This window comes from Pedobacter psychroterrae (assembly GCF_004331695.1).
Taxonomy (GTDB): Bacteria; Bacteroidota; Bacteroidia; order Sphingobacteriales; family Sphingobacteriaceae; genus Pedobacter; species Pedobacter psychroterrae.
In genome coordinates, this window is record NZ_SJSL01000001.1 from 1516477 (window position 1) to 1531107 (window position 14631).

Sequence of the window (14631 nt, forward strand, 5' to 3'; positions counted from 1 at the left end):
ATTGATCCATTTCAATAATGCCATTGCAATTTAACCCGGTTAAACTTTTTGCCGGAAGCGGTACAAAGGATTTAGCTCATGAAATTGCCGAAAGTTACGGCAAACCACTAGGGAGTGTAACCTTAAGTAGGTTTAGCGATGGTGAATTTCAGCCTTCATATGATGAAACTGTAAGGGGATGTGATGTATTCATTATACAGTCTACTTATCAGCCTTCTGACAATCTAATGGAACTTTTATTGATGATTGATGCTGCTAAAAGGGCATCTGCCCATTATATTACAGCTGTTGTTCCCTATTATGGATTGGCCAGACAGGATAGAAAAGATAAGCCAAGGGTAGCGATAGGGGCCAAACTGGTAGCAAACCTGTTGAAATCTGCAGGCATACACAGGATCATGACCATGGACTTGCATGCTGCACAGATCCAGGGTTTTTTTGATATTCCGGTTGACCATCTTGATGGCTCAGTAATCTTTGTTCCATATATTAAAAGCCTCGGACTCGAAAATCTGACCATAGCCTCACCGGATATGGGTGGATCATACAGGGCGCGTACGTTTGCAAAGTTTTTTAATGCAGAGGTAGTAATCTGCGATAAACGCCGTAAACGCGCCAATGAAATTGAGTCGATGTCGATAATAGGTGATGTGGCAGGCCTGGATGTAGTGCTGATGGATGATATTTGTGATACGGCAGGGACGCTGGCAAAAGCAGCGGCTTTGATCATGGAAAAAGGGGCAAAAAGTGTACGGGCAGTTTGTACGCACCCGGTATTATCGGGCAAAGCATACGAAACAATTGAAAACTCCATGCTTACCGAACTGATCGTAACAGATACAATTCCTTTGAAACAGGAAAGCCCAAAAATAAAAGTATTGTCTACTGCTCCATTATTTGCAAAGGCAATAGCCAATGTAAATGAACATGGATCAATCAGCGATCTTTTTAACGTTTAATATTAATAATTATATATACAGGAAGCTTAACAGCTCCAAAACAATTTAAAAAAACAAGAAATGAAAACAATCGCAATTAGCGGTTCTCCAAGAGAGAACGTAGGGAAACGCGATGCTAAAGAGCTTCGCTATGAAGGCAAAGTTCCTGCAGTATTGTATGGTGGAAAAGAACAGGCACATTTTGCTGTAGTAATAACCGAATTAAAGGATGCTATTTATACACCAGAGGCTAACTTTATTGAGATCACATTAGGAACTCAGAAAATCAAAGCCATTATTAAAGAATTACAATTTCACCCGCTTACAGATTTACTTTTACACGTAGATTTTCTTCAGTTATTTGATGACAAAGAAATCTTAATGGAAATCCCTGTAAAATTGACAGGTACTTCTCCAGGTGTTAAAATGGGTGGTAAAATGGTGCAAAAACTTCGTAAACTTCGTGTGAGGGCTTTCCCTAAAGACATGCCGCAAGCAGTTGAAGTGAGCATTGCAAAATTAGAAGTTGGTAACCTGTTCCGCGTGCGTGACCTTGCGAAAGGAAACTATGCAATAACTAACACTCCTGAAGATACTATCGTTTCTGTAGGTATGTCAAGAGCATTGAAACAAGCAGAGCAAGAAGCTAATAAAAAATAATTTTAATTAGTATTATAAAAAAGCAGTCCTGCAACCGGGACTGCTTTTTTTATGGGGAGAGATTTGGGTGTCCAAATTTCATTCAAACTATTATATTTGCGCTGAAATGAAATATCTAATTGTTGGTTTGGGAAATATAGGACCTGAGTATGCTCATACCAGGCACAATATCGGATTTGATATCGCTGATGAGTTGGTAAAACAGCTTGGTGGTACATTTTCCAATCTAAGGCTGGCCTATTATTCAGAGCTTTCCCATAAGGGCAAAAAGCTGTACGTAATTAAGCCTACAACCTATATGAATTTGAGTGGGAGAGCGGTTAACTACTGGATGCAGGAATTGAAGATCCCATTGTCAAATGTACTGGTGATAGTGGATGACCTGGCGATTCCGCTGGGTAAACTTAGACTTAAACTACAGGGCAGCAGCGCAGGACACAATGGTTTAAAAAGTATAGAAGGCCTTTGTGGCGGACAGGACTATCCGCGGTTGCGTTTTGGTATCGGTGATAATTTTGCTAAGGGAAGGCAGGTTGACTATGTTCTGGCACCTTTTGATAAGGACGAACTTCCGGAACTGCCTGCACTGATAGATAAAAGTGTAGCGCTGGTCAAAAGTTTTGTTACCATTGGACCAGCACTAACGATGACTGCCTTTAATAAGTAGCGGTATATTTTGTTATTTTCTCATGAAGGATCTCCAGGTCAAATGGTTTGCTGATCACATCATTGGCACCTGCTTCTATAGCTACTTTTTTGTCGCTTTCCATTACTGCCGCGGAGAAAGTGATGACTGGCACCCGCTCTTTCCCTGGAGCATAACCTTCTCTGATCAATTTAATCGCTTCAAGTCCGTTCATTACGGGCATAAAAGTATCCATTAGGATGAGGTTGTAATCATTGTCTACCAATTTGTCGATGGCATCTTTACCATTTTCGACAACTTCGGTTTCAATGTTCCAATCTTTGAGGATCTTAACGATTAGAAATTTATTGATCGGGTTGTCTTCTGCCACCAAAATTTTGATGTTATTGAACGGCCTAAGTATTCCTTTGGCTGGTTTTTCAATTTCTTTAACCTCTTTGACTACTTCATACCAGTTTGTAAAGCAGAATTCACTTCCTTTATTTTCCTCACTACTCACTTCCAGTTGACCGCCCTTCAGTTTAGCCAGATTTTTCACGATAGAAAGGCCCAGGCCTGTGCCGCCAAATTGAGCAGTGGTGTGTTCATCAGCCTGCTCAAAAGTTTCAAAGATCTTTTCCAGGTTCTGAGGTGCTATCCCTATTCCTGTATCACTTACGGTAAATTTGACCTGTATATTATTGCCTTTTGTATTCAGGATTTCTACTTTTAAAGTAACGCTGCCATCATTTGTGAATTTGATGGCATTTCCAATTAGGTTCATCAGGATCTGGTTTAATCTGAGGGAGTCGGCCAGGATGTATTTTGGTAATTCGGGTGAAAGTACTGTGTTCAATTCCAGTTTTTTCTCTTTGGCCTTTATACGTAATAAATTGACTACTGAATTGCATACATTAGCTATGTCAGTTTGACTACGGTTGATTTTGAATTTACCGGCTTCAATTTTTGAAAGGTCGAGGATGTCATTGATGACACCGAGCAGGGATGTTGAAGAGATTTCCAGTAATTTGACCATCTCTTTTTGATCTTCAGTTAAAGAAGTAGTCTCCAGGAGGTTTGAAAGCCCGATTATTCCGTTGATGGGGGTCCGGATTTCATGGCTCATATTGGCCAGGAAATTTTCTTTGGCCCTTTTGCCTTGTTCAGCTTCTTCTTTTGCTTTGATAAGTTCTTTCTGATAGTTTTCTAGCTGTATATTCTTTTGCTTTATCTCACGCTGATTTCGGATAAATTGAATAAAAGAATCAACTTTGGCAGAAGTAACGAAGGGGTCAAGGGGCTTGTACAGGTAATCTACTGCCCCAGTATTCAATCCTTTTACTGCATACTTGGTTTCTTTTGAAATAGCAGTAACAAATATGACGAGAATGTCTTTAGTCCTGGGATTACTTTTTAATATTTCAACCAGTTCAAAGCCGTCCATTTCCGGCATTTGAACATCAACCAGCGCTATTGCAATATCCATCTCCCAGGAAAGTCTCAATGCTTCATTGGGGTTGGTGGTGCTTATTATGTTCACGTCATCCCTTTGCAGAAGGGCCTCTAATGCTATTATATTTTCAGGTCTGTCATCAACAATTAAAATGTTAATTTTTTCCATAGTTGGTGTTTTGGTTGTTTTATGGTTTTAGCCTATTTTTTGATAGATGTTATTTTTAATGTCTATTATTTTAAAGCGGCCTATTTCTGTATTTCTTAATGTTTCTTTAGAGCCAAGGCATAAAAAGCCGAAATTGGCCAGACTGTTATAGAATAGATCAATGATCTTTTTCTGTAGTTCCGAATTAAAATAAATCAATACATTACGGCATGATATTACCTGAAATTCATTGAATACTCCATCCGAGACAAGATTGTGGACAGAAAAAAGCACATTTTTCTTTAGTGAATGGTTGATCGTAGCGGCATCGTATTTGGCAGTATAATAATCTGAAAGGGTGTGTATCGTTCCGGTATTGTGAAAATTTTCTGAGTATTGTCTCATTTTTTGGAGATCATATATGCCATTTTTTGCATATTTTAATACGTCCGCATTGATGTCAGTTCCATAAAAGAAGGTTCTGTCATAGAGGTTTTCTTCAGAAAACAGGATGGTAAAGGAATATAACTCCTCACCTGTGGAGCATCCTGCGTTCCAAACCTTAATCCGCTGGTAAGACTTTAAATAAGGGATCACATTACTGGAAAAAGATTTGTAAAACTTAGGGTCTCTGAACATTTCTGTCACGTTTACCGTGACTTCTATTAAAAAAGCCTCAAAGTAATCATGATCATTTGTAAGCAATGTACGTAAATCAAATAAAGTTAGTTTTTGCAGCTGCATAATTCTTGTAACCCTCCGCTTTAAAGACGCAGATGAATAACCGCCAAAATCAAAGCCGTGTATTTTTTTAATAAAATCGACTAGGTTTGCGAGTTCCTCGTAGGTAATTGTTTCAGCTGTTCTAGTATTCATATCAACTTAGCCAGACCCTCAGCATTGATAAAAGTTTGTCTACATCTACCGGTTTGGATATGTAGTCATTGGCCCCTGCCTCTATACATTTTTCACGGTCATTTTTCATTGCTTTTGCGGTAAGGGCAATAATGGGGATTTTATTGAACTGTTTATCATTTCTAATTGCCCGCATGGCTTCATAACCATCCATTTCGGGCATCATGATGTCCATTAGTATCAGATCAATATTTTCTGTGTCGGCTAGTCTTTCCAGGGCTTGCCTGCCATTATTTGCAATAACCATATTCATATCATATCCTTGAAGGGCACTTGACAGTGCAAAGATATTACGCATATCGTCATCGGTGATTAATATTTTTTTTCCTTTTAATGCCTTCTCGATAGTAGAAATGCCTCTGGACTTGGCGGCTACGGCCCATGGCTTAGGAGAATCATTTAGCCCTGTCTCTTTAAGTTTATTCATAAAAAGACTTACTTCGTCGATCAGCCGATCATTGGATTTATTTGATTTCAAGACCATTGCTTCGGTATATTTCAAAATATGCGCCATCTTGTCGTCATCAAGCTCCATAGCGGTATTAATGATTACTGGTATAGAAGTAAGTGAGGGCTTGGATTTGATAATATCCAGTAAGTCAAAGCCTGATATGTCCGGAAGTCTGAGATCCAGGATTATACAGTCAAATGTATACTGATCTAATAATTCTAATGCTGCTTTGCCTGTAAAGGCTTGTTTTACTTCTACTCCCTTTTCAGTAAGCTGCTGGGTTAGTATCGTACTTTGAAGTTCCTGGTCTTCAATAACAAGCGCTTTGTTGAAATTGTATTTTTCATGGACACCCATCAAAAGATCAAATGCCTGATCCAGTTGCTCTTTTTCCACTGGTTTTTTAAGGAATCCGATAGCCCCTTCTTTTTTGGCTTTGCTATCGTTTTCATTGCCGGCCGACATCATATGTACAGGTATATGCTTGGTCTTTGGATCAGCTTTTAGTTTTTTGAGAATAGTCCAACCGTCCATTACCGGGAGCATAATGTCTAATACGATGGCGTCTGGCAGCTGGGATATAGCCATTTCAAGCCCTGTGTCGCCACGATGTGCAAGTATTGGCTGAAATCCCTTTTCAATGGCATAATCTTTTAATACATCAGCAAAGACCACATCGTCTTCGATAATCAACAGTGTTTGCTTTGCGGTGGATTTAACAGACTGCGGCTCCGGTGTCAGGCCTGCTTTTGGTTCTTTCTGAACAATTGGTTCCGGTTCTTTTATGGTACTGTCGGTGCTTACATTATTGTTCTTTACCGGAATAAATAAGGTAAAAGAGCTTCCTTCACCCGGTTCGCTTTCGACCTGGATTTCACCACCAAGGATGTAGGCGAGTTCTTTGCTTATAGAAAGGCCCAGGCCGGTACCTCCATATTTCCTGCTGGTAGAGCCATCTGCTTGCTGAAAGGCCTCGAATATTAATTTTTGTTTTTCTTTTGGAATACCGATCCCTGAATCGGTTACGGAAATAGCTATTACATTTTCTGAGGTTTTCTGCAGCTGTTCTGTATAAAATTTGGTGTTTTTTTCTGCATTCCTGATATTTATGGAAACTCCGCCATGTTCAGGTGTAAACTTAAAGGCATTAGACAAAAGGTTTTTGGTGATCTGCTCTATTCTAGCTTCGTCTGTACTCAAAGAAGCAGGCAGTTTGGGGTCAAGTATGGTCTGGAAATTAATCTTTTTGCTTTTTGCCAACTCACTAAACAATGATTGCATGTGTGTTGATATGGAAGATGGTGCAATATCTTCAATCTGCAGGTCGATTTTGCCCGATTCTATTTTGGAAAGGTCTAGGATATCATTGATCAGCGTCAGCAGATCTGTACCTGCGTTGTGGATCACCCCTGCGTATTTGATCTGTTCTTCATTTAGATTTTCAGGCCTGTTTTCCTTTAATATCCTTGCCAGTATCAGGATGCTGTTTAAAGGAGTTCTGAGTTCGTGGCTCATATTGGCTAAAAACTCAGATTTATATTTGCTGGAGATCTCCAGTTCCTCTGCTTTGAGGCTCATGGCCTCACGCGCCTGGTTTACGAGTATGTTTTGTTCTTCCAGTAATTGTGCTTTTTCTTCCAGTTCAGCATTGGTTTCCCTTAATTCTTCCTGCTGAACACGCAATTCTTCCTCCGAAGCCATCAATTGGTCGGATTTATAAACCAGTTCTTCATTGGTAGTCCGTAACTCTTCCTGCTGGCTTTCCAGTTCTTCAGCTTGTTGTTGTGTTTGCTCAAACAGTGCCCTCAACTTGATGCGTGCAATTGCGCTGTTCAATCCCACGCCGATGCTTTCCGCTATGGTGTTTAAAAATAGCAGTAAAGCTGGATTAGGTTGGTCCGTTAATCCCAATTCAATTACAGCAAGGGTTGCATTTTTAAATGTAACCGGCAATAAAAATATAGCTGAAGGGTTTGTGTCTCCCAGGCCTGAGGATATTTTTATATAATCAGCGGGGATATCGGTTAGTAATTTTCCCTGCTTTTCCAAAGCAGCCTGTCCAACCAGACCCTCACCATAGTGGTATTCATTGGGGGTATTTTTTGTTTTTCTATAAGCATATCCACCCTGAAATCTGAAAGTTTTTCGGGCTTCGTCGAATAAATAAATTGCCCCTACGGAGGCTTGGACATAGTTGCTGATCACAGTGATCACACTGACTGCAAGGTCTTCTATTTCCTGTTCGCCACGCATTGCTTCATTTACATTCGTCGCACCCGAAAGCAGCCAGTTCTTCTGCTCATTTTCTGCAGAGATGTGCTCAAGCTGGATGTTTGACTCCCTGATTTTTTCTTCAGTTTCTTTTTGCTGGTCAAATGTGCGTCTGATATAGGAGAATAGAAAGAGGATCAGGCAGAATATGATAAAAGCGCTGGCCAGGACTATAATTTCGCTCTGTTTGCTGCTTTTGAGGGTAGCGTTCTTTCTTGTTTTAAGCAAGCTTTTTTCTACTTCGATAATTTGCTCTGCTATCCTCAGGATCTTATTTTTATACGACTGGCCGGGACCGTTCATTACCCGGAAACCTGCGGCTTCTTGACCCTGTGTTTCGAATATGCTCAATGCTTTGAGCATTTCCTCAACCTTGGCATGTGCATAAAAATCCAGCGAATCAATTCTAATTATTTGCGCCGGATTATCACTTACCGTATTTTTCAGTTCTTGTATAGAGGGCAGGATTTTGACAGAGCTTTTAGTGTATGGCGCCAGAAAAAGTTTATTCCCGTCAGATAAGATAAAGCCCCTAACGCCTGTCTCTGAATTAAGCACCTGGGACTCGATATCTTTCACCATATTAATTACGTCATAGGTATGCGTCTGCCATTTGGTGTCATTATTTAATTCATTTATACTAAGGTAGGAGGTGATAGCAGATATTAGAACGAAAAGCAGGGAGATTATAAATCCTGTTAATACCTGTTGTTTAAAAGTGAGTTTAAACATATTTTATGTTATAAATGAGACAGAGACAATAAACAATACAATATTAACGATAATATCTTACTAGCAAGTTTTTGTTTAATTTTTTGATACTGTTTTAGTAAAGATCCTGGAGGCAATTTGCGAAAGTAGCTCCTATTGGTATTAGATGGCTGCCGACGCATAGCTGTGTCCTGTCGAATTTAGTGATCTTATTTTTTGCAACGATAAAAGCACGATGGGTCCGGATAAATTTTTTGGCAGGCAATAACAGCAACATTTCATTGAGCGGGACCCGGGTGCTGAGTAATGTGCTGTTGCTAAGGTTTATCAGGGTATAATTGCCCGAAGCTTCGATATACAAAATTTCTTCTACCAGTACTTTGATCTGTTCATAGCCGTCTTTGATGAATATAAAAGTGCTTTCCGGATTTTCATGTCTGTTCCTTAGATTATGAAGTTCATGTGCCTTATTGCATGCTTTTAAAAAACGGGGCAAGGAAAAGGGTTTTAAGAGATAATCAATGGCATCCAGTTCAAAGCTTTTGACGGCATGTTCGGAATATGCCGTAGTAAACACGACCATTGGGGGACTACTGAGACTATTGAGAAAATCAATGCCACTTATATCAGGCATTTTTATGTCCAGGAAGATGAGGTCTATATTGTTCTCCTGAAGGTAAGTAAGTGCATCAAATGCATTGGTAAATACGGCTTTTAGTTCTATGAAAGGAACTTTGGATGCATGGGATTTCACAACATCCAAAGCAATGGGTTCATCATCAATCGCTATTACAGTCATGCATTAAATTTAATGATTTTCTGTCAACTGAAGGGTTAAGTGAACAAAAAACTCTTTTGCATTTTCCCTGATGATGAGTTCATGACGGCCGGGATATATGAGCGCAAGCCTTTGCTTCACATTTTGAAGGCCTATGCCGCTTTGTAGTTTTTCCGGATCATTGTCTTGTTTTAAATGGATGCTATTGTGTACGTCAAAATATAGCGTACTGTTATTTATTTGAAGTGTGATTTTGATGTGAGAGGGGTACAGGAGGCTTATGCCGTGTTTAAATGCGTTTTCAACAAAAGGTATGAGTAGCATCGGTGTGATCTGCAGGTTGTTTAGCTGCTCTTCTATTTGGATTTCAATAGCTACCTGGGATGAGGTGGAAGTCCTTAGCTTTTGCAGGTCTATATAGTTGTTCAGATAATCTACATCACGGGACAATGGGATTTTATCTTCTATATTCTCCTGGAGCATGAAGCGCATCATGTCGCCAAGCTTTTGAATACCTTCTCCTGTTCGTTCTGCTTGCTCCTGAAGTGCTGTTCCGTATAGGGTATTTAGTGCATTGAACAGAAAATGGGGATTGATCTGGGATTTTAGAAAGTTGAGATTGGCATCGGACTTACCCAGTTCTGTTTTGAGAGTCTGGATCTCTTCAGCTTTTCTTCTGTTTCTGAATTTAAATATATTCCAGGCCAAAATATGAACGATTAGTTGTACCGGGGCATTGAATGCGAGAAGTACTTCCGGTATGTTTTGGTTATTATTGTTGGAGAAATAAAAAGCGAGTAATATTCCAAGCGGGATAAAGGAGACCGCAGTAAATAATAGTGAAGAGCCCAGATATCTTAAAAAATGACGGCTTTTGGTTATTAGATGTGGTAAAGCTGCATACATCAGGTACAAATAGAGAAATATAGATATCGGAGCAATAAAAGTAAAAAAGGCCTTTGATATGTTGATGGAGTTTGATAATACCAAGCATGCATGTATAAAAATGGAGCATGCAAATAGCAAGGTAGCTTCTGCATAAATCTGATTTTTAGGATTTTCTTTCTTGGCCCTGAAGTAGATGATTAGAATTTTTATTGCCAGAAGTGCTGTAAAGTAGGCATTAATGATTTCTATGACGAAGCAGATGTTTATAAGTATATATACAAATATTACAGCAATGGATACTTCTTTGTCTGACTTTTTAAATTCCTGATCCACATACAAAACGAGTAACAGATAGCAAATGCATGTTACCATATAGTTAAATAACAGAGATATCCATGTTTGTCCCATGTATTGGGCGTTTATTGTCATTTCAGTAATAGAAAACAATAATGCAGCAGTGATGCACCCTGTGGCTGCCCAGAGTTCGATTTTTGTAGATTCGTTTAGTTTTAGCATTTGCCTTAATCGTTCGTGTTTAAATTTATTTAGGCAATAGTACAAACTGTTGTGCCGTCAAATCTTAAAATGTGACGAAACTATAGAAAAATGTGATGAACGGTGGAAGGACAGGGTTCTATCCGTCCTTTATCTGTGTACGCCTTGCCGACGGATGGGCAACCAACAACCAACGGGCCAGCGACGGCTCACAGACGGGTTTGTCCGAACCTGAGCCGAACCTGAGCCGAACCTGGCCCGAACGTCAGCCGAAGCTGAAAAGGTGTCAGATCAAACGAAGATCGAGTGAGAAAGCTGACAAGGCAAATCGAAATATCATATCAGCACAAATCAAAATCAAACGCAGACAAATTGAGCACTATACAGCAGATTTATTATTTTTTTCTAAGTTTGCTGCATGATCGTATATGGGATACCAAATTGTAATACCGTAAAGAAGGCTATGACCTGGCTGAGTGAAAACGGGTTTAAAGCAGAATTTCATGATTTTAAAAAGAAAGGCATCACCCCAGAGAAATTAAATGAATGGTGTGAGTTTTTTGGATGGGAGAAGGTACTGAATAAGCAAGGGACAACCTGGAAAAAGCTAGATCTGAAGGAACAGAAAGCAGTTGTCAATAAAGAAAGTGCGATATACGTGCTGTTAAATCATACCAGTGCCATTAAGCGCCCTGTAGTTGAAGTAAGTGGTAAAGCAGTGCTGATCGGATTTACTGAAACCGCCTACAGCGAACTTAAGTCGCATCTTTTATAACCTTTTGCTGTTAAAGTTTGTTAAATACTCATCCGCAGTTTAAAACTGCTTTACATTTGGGCTATGGCTAACAAATTACTGATTTTTACATTGCTTGTTTTACCCATAGAACTTTGGGCCCAGGGTTTTATCAGTGGTAAGTTATATGATTTTGAAAATCGGAAAATGCCATTGCAAAGCGTGTTGGTAAAGAATTTGACAAGTGACAAACTTACTTATACCAAGGCTTCAGGCGAGTTTAAGCTGGCGGCCAAGACTGGAGACCTGCTGGAATTTTCTTTGAGCGGCTATCATATCGATACACTTTATTTGATTAATCTCTCGCACAAGGTGATCTATCTTCCTGTGAATGCTACAGATCTAAAAGAGGTAAACATTGTGGGGGCAAAAGTTAATCCGGGTTTTTACACTCCTGATAAGGATGTTAAAGAATTTAGGCGGGTTCAGACGGATGGATTGAGAGGTAAGGGTAATAATGACAGGGCAGGGGGCTTGAAGTTTAACCTGGGATATGGAAAATACCGGAAACAGCAGGAAAAAATTGAACTCCTGGAACAAAAAGACAAGTACGAAGCGGAGATTAATCGCATATTTACGGAAGCTTTTGTTTCAGATCGGACTAAGCTTAAAGGCCAGGAACTTAAAGATTTTATGTCCTTATATAGGCCAGACGTGGCTCTGGTAGATACTGATGAGCCGTTTGATTACTCAAGTTACACGGTTAGGGCTTATAGTAAATGGGTGAAATTGTCGTCGGTTGAAAAAAGTGTACCAGCTATGCCTAAATTGAAACGGAATAATAAATAAAGAATTTATTATATGCTGAGTACAATGGTTTTTATAACTTTATCTTCAAATTTTTTAATCAGCAATATTATATGTTTAATAAACCAGCCTTAGTACTGTTATTATTGTGCGCATTCAGTCTGTCCGGCTATGGACAGCAATCGGGGCAGATTGTCGGTAATTATGATCCCCATGCAGCATTTAGCCCTTTGTTTTATACTCAGAATGGTAATGAATATCGCTCTGCAAATGGTTATCCTGGTCCCAGGTACTGGCAGAATAGAGTCGACTATACCATTTCAAGTAATTTGGATGAGGCAAATAATAAGGTAACAGGCAGTGTAACGATAACTTATAAAAATAATAGTCCGGATAAACTTCCTTATTTATGGCTTCAGCTGGACCAGAATTTATTTGCGCCAGAGTCAAGAGGTAATGCCCTGATTGCTGCTGGCAGCCGATATGGGGCAAGGGGGGAAAAGTTGGAGGGTGGTTATAAGATTGAAGGCTTGTCTGTATCACAAAAGGCAAAACCTGTAAAGTTTACTTCTTTAATAGAAGATACCAGGATGCAGATCCGTCTGGATCAGCCAATGGCAGCAGGAGGGGATATCGTAACGATTAAAATGAATTTTTCATTCATTATCCCGATCAATGGTTCAGACCGCATGGGGCACCTGACTACAAAAAACGGAGAGATATTTTCCATCGCCCAATGGTTTCCAAGGATGTGTGTTTATGATGATGTATTGGGCTGGAATACTTTACCTTATTGGGGTGCAGGTGAGTTCTATTGTGAATTTGGCGATATAGATTTTAATGTAACAGCGCCAGCTAGTCACATCGTAATGGGTTCGGGAGAGTTGTTGAATCCCCAGGAGGTATTTACGGTAGAGCAGCTGTCGCGATGGAATGCTGCAAAATCAAGTGATAAAATTGTAACAGTGCGTTCAGAAGCGGAGGTAAATGATCCAAAATCACGTCCGGCTAAGGATAAGCTTACCTGGAAATTCAAGATAAAGAATGCCCGTGATGCTGCATGGGGATCGTCAAAAGCATTTGTTTTGGATGCTGTCCGCATTAATCTGCCAAGTGGTAAGAAGTCGCTGGCTGTAGCGGTACATCCTGTAGAAAGTAATGGAAAAGACGGGTATGGCAGAGCTGCGGAATATATAAAGGCTTCGATAGAACATTATTCAAGTAAATGGTTTGAGTATCCTTATCCGATGGCTGTAAATGTGGCCAGTAATGTAGGAGGGATGGAATATCCTGGGATTGTTTTTTGTGGCTGGAATGCGAAGGGCGAAAGTGCCTGGGGAGTGATAGACCATGAATTTGGGCATACCTGGTTTCCTATGATCGTAGGAAATAATGAGCGCAAGTATGGGTGGATGGATGAAGGGTTTAATACTTTTATCAACGGTCTGTCTAGTGCTGCCTTCAATAATGGGGAGTATAAAGCTGACGCTGAAGATATGCATGAGATTGGTAGGAATCTGCAAAATCCGGCGATAGAATATATTATGCTAAGTCCCGATGCGATGAGGGAGCGAAACATAGGCGTAAATCTGTATAGCAAGCCGGGATGGGGCCTTGATATTTTAAGAAACGAGATACTGGGTGCTGATCGTTTTGATTATGCTTTTAGAAATTACATTGAGCAATGGGCATTTAAGCATCCTACTCCACATGATTTTTTTCGCTCGATGGAAAATGGAGCAGGAGAAGACCTGTCCTGGTTTTGGAGAGGCTGGTTTATGGAAAACTGGAAGATGGACCAGGCGATTAATTCTGTAACTGAAACCAAAGCCGGTTCTGCGGTAAACGGATATAATATAGTAGTGGCAAATTTGGAGCAAATGCCCATGCCGATCATTTTGGGGATCAAGACTAAAAGCGGTAAGACTGATATAGTAAAGGTACCTGTAGATGTGTGGATGAGGAATAAAGTATGGACAGTTCACTACCCAACTACGGAAGAGGTAATTTCAGTAGTGCTGGATCCGAATCATGTGCTGCCGGATATAAATGATTCGAATAATACCTGGAAGAAATAGTTAAGCGCCTCTGAAGAAGCTCTGCTTTAGTTTTTCGGCATCAATGATAGGTTCAGGGTCATCCAGACGGATGAGCCATCCATTTTGTTTTAAGACGGGGATTTCTTCTTTGGCAACCGAAAGGTCTTTGCCTTTAATGTACCTGTTAATAGCGACTGGAGCTTTTTGGACGGTATTTGCAGGACTGTGAAACAATATTTCGAGATTGAATTTTGGCCAGACCTGTATGTCTCCGAGTTGATCCGAATAGATTTTCTTAGTTGACTGAGCAGGGATTATATTTGCGAATTCTCCTTTAAAAGTCCCGTTTTTTTCAGTGGTGAGGCTGAGGAGCAATTGAAAGGATGTTTCATTTATTATATGAAAATGAGCAACATAAGCAATGTGCTGATCTGTTGCAATACCCAGGAACACACCGTCATGGATGAATTTCATTTGAGGAGCAGGAACTGCAGGTCTGTTTGACACGATTTCATTGTCAGGGATCTCACCATGGACGAGGGTCACTTTGGAAGCAAGAACAGGAATTTCAAAATCATTGCTGTCGGTAACCCCAATGGTTTCTTTATCGATAATCCTGGTAATGTATCCCTCTAAGTTTTCATCTACAAAACGGACAAAGTCTCCTAATTTAAAATTCATATGCTGGATTTTTTTTAACGCATGTCAAATTTAGTTATT

12 protein-coding genes are annotated in these 14631 nt (G+C 39.9%); 6 read left to right on the forward strand and 6 right to left on the reverse strand.

Features of this window, described 5'->3' with window-relative positions; translation table 11 throughout:
* Positions 1–17 precede the first annotated feature (17 nt).
* The 3 genes from EZ437_RS06640 (at position 18) to pth (ending at position 2265) form a co-directional block, all read left to right on the forward strand.
* The gene (locus EZ437_RS06640; protein ID WP_131594427.1) at positions 18–959 is read left to right on the forward strand and encodes a ribose-phosphate pyrophosphokinase; all 942 of its coding nucleotides are present in this window, start codon (positions 18–20) and stop codon (positions 957–959) included.
* A gap of 60 nt (positions 960–1019) precedes the next feature.
* Complete coding sequence (locus EZ437_RS06645) at positions 1020–1598, forward strand: 50S ribosomal protein L25/general stress protein Ctc (protein ID WP_131594429.1); 579 nt, start codon at positions 1020–1022, stop codon at positions 1596–1598.
* Positions 1599–1704: 106 nt separating this feature from the next.
* Positions 1705–2265, forward strand: a complete 561-nt coding sequence (pth, locus tag EZ437_RS06650) for an aminoacyl-tRNA hydrolase (RefSeq protein WP_131594431.1) — start codon at positions 1705–1707, stop codon at positions 2263–2265.
* On the opposite strand, the gene EZ437_RS06655 is transcribed toward pth, so the two are convergent.
* From EZ437_RS06655 to EZ437_RS06675, 5 genes are all read right to left on the reverse strand, one after another.
* Positions 2255–3844, reverse strand: a complete 1590-nt coding sequence (locus tag EZ437_RS06655) for a response regulator (protein WP_131594433.1) — start codon at positions 3842–3844, stop codon at positions 2255–2257. The genes pth and EZ437_RS06655 overlap by 11 nt on opposite strands.
* Before the next feature lie 27 nt (positions 3845–3871).
* Positions 3872–4699, reverse strand: coding sequence for a CheR family methyltransferase (locus EZ437_RS06660; protein ID WP_131594435.1), 828 nt, complete (start codon positions 4697–4699; stop codon positions 3872–3874).
* A 1-nt stretch (position 4700) separates the two neighbouring features.
* Positions 4701–8192 carry a response regulator gene (locus tag EZ437_RS06665; protein ID WP_131594437.1) on the reverse strand — a complete coding sequence of 1164 codons (3492 nt, stop codon included), beginning with the start codon at positions 8190–8192 and terminating at the stop codon, positions 4701–4703.
* Positions 8193–8286: 94 nt separating this feature from the next.
* Complete coding sequence (locus EZ437_RS06670; protein ID WP_131594439.1) at positions 8287–8970, reverse strand: LytR/AlgR family response regulator transcription factor; 684 nt, start codon at positions 8968–8970, stop codon at positions 8287–8289.
* A 9-nt stretch (positions 8971–8979) separates the two neighbouring features.
* The gene (locus EZ437_RS06675; protein ID WP_131594441.1) at positions 8980–10353 is read right to left on the reverse strand and encodes a sensor histidine kinase; all 1374 of its coding nucleotides are present in this window, start codon (positions 10351–10353) and stop codon (positions 8980–8982) included.
* 397 nt (positions 10354–10750) lie between these two features.
* Between EZ437_RS06675 and EZ437_RS06680 the strand changes: the two genes are divergently transcribed.
* From EZ437_RS06680 to EZ437_RS06690, 3 genes are all read left to right on the forward strand, one after another.
* Positions 10751–11107, forward strand: coding sequence for an arsenate reductase (locus EZ437_RS06680; RefSeq protein ID WP_131594443.1), 357 nt, complete (start codon positions 10751–10753; stop codon positions 11105–11107).
* A 63-nt stretch (positions 11108–11170) separates the two neighbouring features.
* On the forward strand, positions 11171–11914 hold the full coding sequence (locus EZ437_RS06685; protein ID WP_131594445.1) for a hypothetical protein: 744 nt from the start codon (positions 11171–11173) through the stop codon (positions 11912–11914).
* Positions 11915–11985: 71 nt separating this feature from the next.
* A complete protein-coding gene (locus EZ437_RS06690) occupies positions 11986–13950 on the forward strand; it encodes a M1 family metallopeptidase (protein ID WP_131594447.1) in 1965 nt (654 codons plus the stop codon).
* On the opposite strand, the gene EZ437_RS06695 is transcribed toward EZ437_RS06690, so the two are convergent.
* On the reverse strand, positions 13951–14592 hold the full coding sequence (locus EZ437_RS06695; RefSeq protein ID WP_131594449.1) for a hypothetical protein: 642 nt from the start codon (positions 14590–14592) through the stop codon (positions 13951–13953).
* Between the last annotated feature and the right edge of the window lie 39 nt (positions 14593–14631).

Coding starts and splice junctions, on each gene's coding strand:
- EZ437_RS06680 (WP_131594443.1), top strand. CDS start 10,751: ATGATCGTATATGGGATACCAAATTGTAATACCGTAAAGAAGGCTATG.
- EZ437_RS06695 (WP_131594449.1), bottom strand. CDS start 14,592: ATGAATTTTAAATTAGGAGACTTTGTCCGTTTTGTAGATGAAAACTTA.
- pth (WP_131594431.1), top strand. CDS start 1,705: ATGAAATATCTAATTGTTGGTTTGGGAAATATAGGACCTGAGTATGCT.
- EZ437_RS06685 (WP_131594445.1), top strand. CDS start 11,171: ATGGCTAACAAATTACTGATTTTTACATTGCTTGTTTTACCCATAGAA.
- EZ437_RS06670 (WP_131594439.1), bottom strand. CDS start 8,970: ATGACTGTAATAGCGATTGATGATGAACCCATTGCTTTGGATGTTGTG.
- EZ437_RS06655 (WP_131594433.1), bottom strand. CDS start 3,844: ATGGAAAAAATTAACATTTTAATTGTTGATGACAGACCTGAAAATATA.
- EZ437_RS06690 (WP_131594447.1), top strand. CDS start 11,986: ATGTTTAATAAACCAGCCTTAGTACTGTTATTATTGTGCGCATTCAGT.
- EZ437_RS06675 (WP_131594441.1), bottom strand. CDS start 10,353: ATGCTAAAACTAAACGAATCTACAAAAATCGAACTCTGGGCAGCCACA.
- EZ437_RS06645 (WP_131594429.1), top strand. CDS start 1,020: ATGAAAACAATCGCAATTAGCGGTTCTCCAAGAGAGAACGTAGGGAAA.
- EZ437_RS06660 (WP_131594435.1), bottom strand. CDS start 4,699: ATGAATACTAGAACAGCTGAAACAATTACCTACGAGGAACTCGCAAAC.
- EZ437_RS06665 (WP_131594437.1), bottom strand. CDS start 8,192: ATGTTTAAACTCACTTTTAAACAACAGGTATTAACAGGATTTATAATC.
- EZ437_RS06640 (WP_131594427.1), top strand. CDS start 18: ATGCCATTGCAATTTAACCCGGTTAAACTTTTTGCCGGAAGCGGTACA.